At 37.9% G+C, this 3,269-nt stretch carries 1 protein-coding gene; it reads left to right on the top strand.

The features are described 5' to 3' along the window. On the top strand, window positions 1-3,269 hold a 3,269-nt coding region (locus AC4AGG_RS15870; protein ID WP_489772997.1), incomplete at both ends, for a hypothetical protein.

Here is a 3,269-nt window from a genome sequence, read left to right as displayed (position 1 = left end):
AGATTGGAAATTAGCACCTAATACTTATATTTTCACAGGGAAAGATAAAAATGGAAACGATGTGGATGGTCTTTATATTCCAGTGAAAAAAGCATATCAAATGTGGTCTTCCGGAGGCGACTTTATGAAAGACGCAGCTGGGAATTATACACCTATTCCCCAATCAGGAACAGCATCAGCAGGATTGTATTGGGAGGATGATAACAGTCTTATTAAGTCTGTATCATTAGAAGGAAGTGGCGAAAATGCAAAAATCAAAGTTCTTGTTAACAAGCTGAAAGAGGGAAATGCAGTAATTTCCTATAAGGTTGGTGAAACAATCTATTGGTCTTGGCATGTATGGGTAACTGATGATCCAACGATTAATGGTTCTACTTATAGACAGAAATTAGGAAATGAATATCTTGAAAAAGATAGACTTGGAAATATAATCCCAGATAGCAAATGGAAATGGATGGATAGAAATTTGGGGGCAACTAATGCCGATTTTGTTGGTAATGATTGGCATAAATCAGGAGGATTGCAATATCAATGGGGAAGAAAAGACCCTATTCCACCACTTGTTTATAAAGATGGATCTTTCTACGAAGTTACAGGGGAAGTTGGTAATATAAGACATCGAAACGCATTGTATAAAAAGAGTAATTTGCAAGACTCAAGTAGTCTTGTTAGCTCTACGCCAATTCCAATTGTGTACAGAGGGTTAAGTACAGATAGTTATAACAGCGCTTTCGAATATCCTGTGACCGGCTCTAATTTGATAAGCGATAATATTAGATATTCTGTGACCCATCCTATTGAAATAATTACTTATAACGATAGTAATACATGGTTCTCAAGTACACACTATAAAGTGGATAATTCTGTTGCAGAAAGTAGACAGTCTTGGGATCTTTGGTCTGATAATGGAATGGGGTATTACACCAATGTTACTTCAAGTAATTCAGCTGTTAAGGAAAGAAGTAGAACCTATCGGGAGAAATCAGCGTACGACCCATGTCCATGTGGATGGAGAGTTCCATCACATTATGGTAGTTTGACTTATGGCAACATTAGTAGTCCTTGGGGCAAACAAGGTTCTTGGGTTGCGCCAGACAATACAACAAGAAGGTTCTCACCTACTGCTGTTAATGCGGATATGCCAAATGTAAAAGTATATCCTGGATTAGGATTTAATTTTTCTGCTCAGGCAGACAGAAATTTAGGAAAGCTTGTCATCAACGGTAATTATGAATATTATCCTGAGAGTACAGGTAGAATGGCTTCATTGGTTTATCAAGATCAGTATAGTGATGGAGGTCTGATGACTTCGACTTATAGTCAGTTTGGGGGAGTAAGGTTTTTAAGTCTTATTTCAGACTCTGAGCAGTTAACCTACTCTACTGTTGGATGGCATGACTTCGGAATTAATGAGTTTGGAACTACTAAAGGTACTGGAGGTATTAGATGTATCAAAGATCCCAATAGTGATTTGACCACTGCATTTGAAACTGAATATATTGCTTCAGCTTCAACTACATATACAATGGAAACAATAGATAAATGGTCAAGAGAAGCTAATAGTTATGTTGGGATGACCAATACTACTGTTGAATCTGACCGTGTTATTACTATTCCATTGAGAAAGGCTTATGCAGCATATAAGTTATATTTGAGTGATAACCAAGAGTTTCCAACGGGTTCTATAAGTAGTTCTTCAGTGGTTTGGACTACCAATAAGACGCTTATTAACAAAGTTGAGATCATTAATGGTAATGACATTGAGAATGGAGTGTTAAAGGTAACATTAAATGCCACTCAATATGGGAATGCTGTGGTAGCTTTCCACTTAGGGAATTCAGGACAGTGGGTTAATGAGAAGATGCAAGATCCTGTAATTTGGAGTTGGCATATTTGGGCTCCATGGCAAGATCCACGAACAACAAATAACACTGTTTATACTACAGAGACTGTTGAAAATGGAGGAATTCGTGTCGCTAATAGTCATTTTGTTAATCCAACTAATAGTTATATGCCTCCACTTACCACTACGATGATGGATAGGAATTTAGGGGCAATGAGTGCGGCAGGACGAGCTTATGCAGCGACTAACCATTTGGCTGCTGGCGGACTTCATTACCAGTGGGGTAGAAAAGATCCTATTCCATCATTTAACAACCCAACAGGGCAAACCGCAGTAGTAGCCGATGGAAGTACCTATACTGGAAAATATAATATTTTCAGACAAAACGGATATAGTGGTAGTACAATTTCTTATTCCGCAGCAATCACTGAAGCTATTTACAATAACGTTTCAAATAGTTATACACAAGAATACAATAGCTATAGCAACTTAGCTGGAGTTACTGCTTCTGATGATAAGAATAGTAGAGTTAGAAAAGTTATGAAGTACTCGGTTGAAAATCCATTAACCTACTTGTATCATAATAGGACTGGAAATGAGGTTGGTTTTGCTGATACCAAAACATCTTCCTACTATAATGAGGTAAAAGATTGGGTTTCTAATGAAAATAATTTGGCAAATGATCGATGGGGGCACGCGAATATTAAATCCGCTTTCGACCCTTGTCCTGAAGGATGGAGAATACCAGACGTAAGTGGAGCTAACCTATTTGCGTCCACTGCAACTACTGCTTACAATAAAGGAACTTCTCCTTGGTTTTATAATAGATATCAAACTGGTACTACCTTAGTAAAGTATGGCCTTCCACAGAATGCTGTAAGCACTATTCAAAATGTTACTCACAGTAGTACCACTCCAATCACAGCACTCGTATATCCTGGTGTAAGAAGGGGAACATTTACAGTTTCAACTCCTGGAGGATATCGTACTGCGACAGGTACTATGGAGTTAAGTGCGCCTTATCTAAATATAACCATTCCAATTTCTGGAATTAGAGGAATCTATGGTGGTAATGATTTTATTGATATGCTGTATAAAGGGTATGATGCAACTGGCAACGCCATCACTTCGACATTTCCTAATTATTCTTATCATTCGGGGTTATGGACTTCAGCTTTAGGTGATTTCTATTCAGGTTGGGCAATTGGATTGGACATTTCCGCAGTTAGTAGTGCTGGACTTTATTTGGTACCTGGTAGCGGATTCTATCCGCAAGCTGCAATGGGATGTCGTTGTGCAAAAATTAATTATGATGCTAACGGAAATGAAATTGGTATATATAATCCTGATGCAATATCTGTTGCCACAGCTGGTACTCAAAAAGCTACAAATATCTTATCTGAAAGTAAGATTGGAGATAAATTGA

It is taken from the genome of Chryseobacterium sp. CG10_8, from assembly GCF_058117085.1.
The sequence above is the reverse complement of the archived record's forward strand: the minus strand, read 5'-3'. Positions and strand labels throughout refer to the sequence as shown.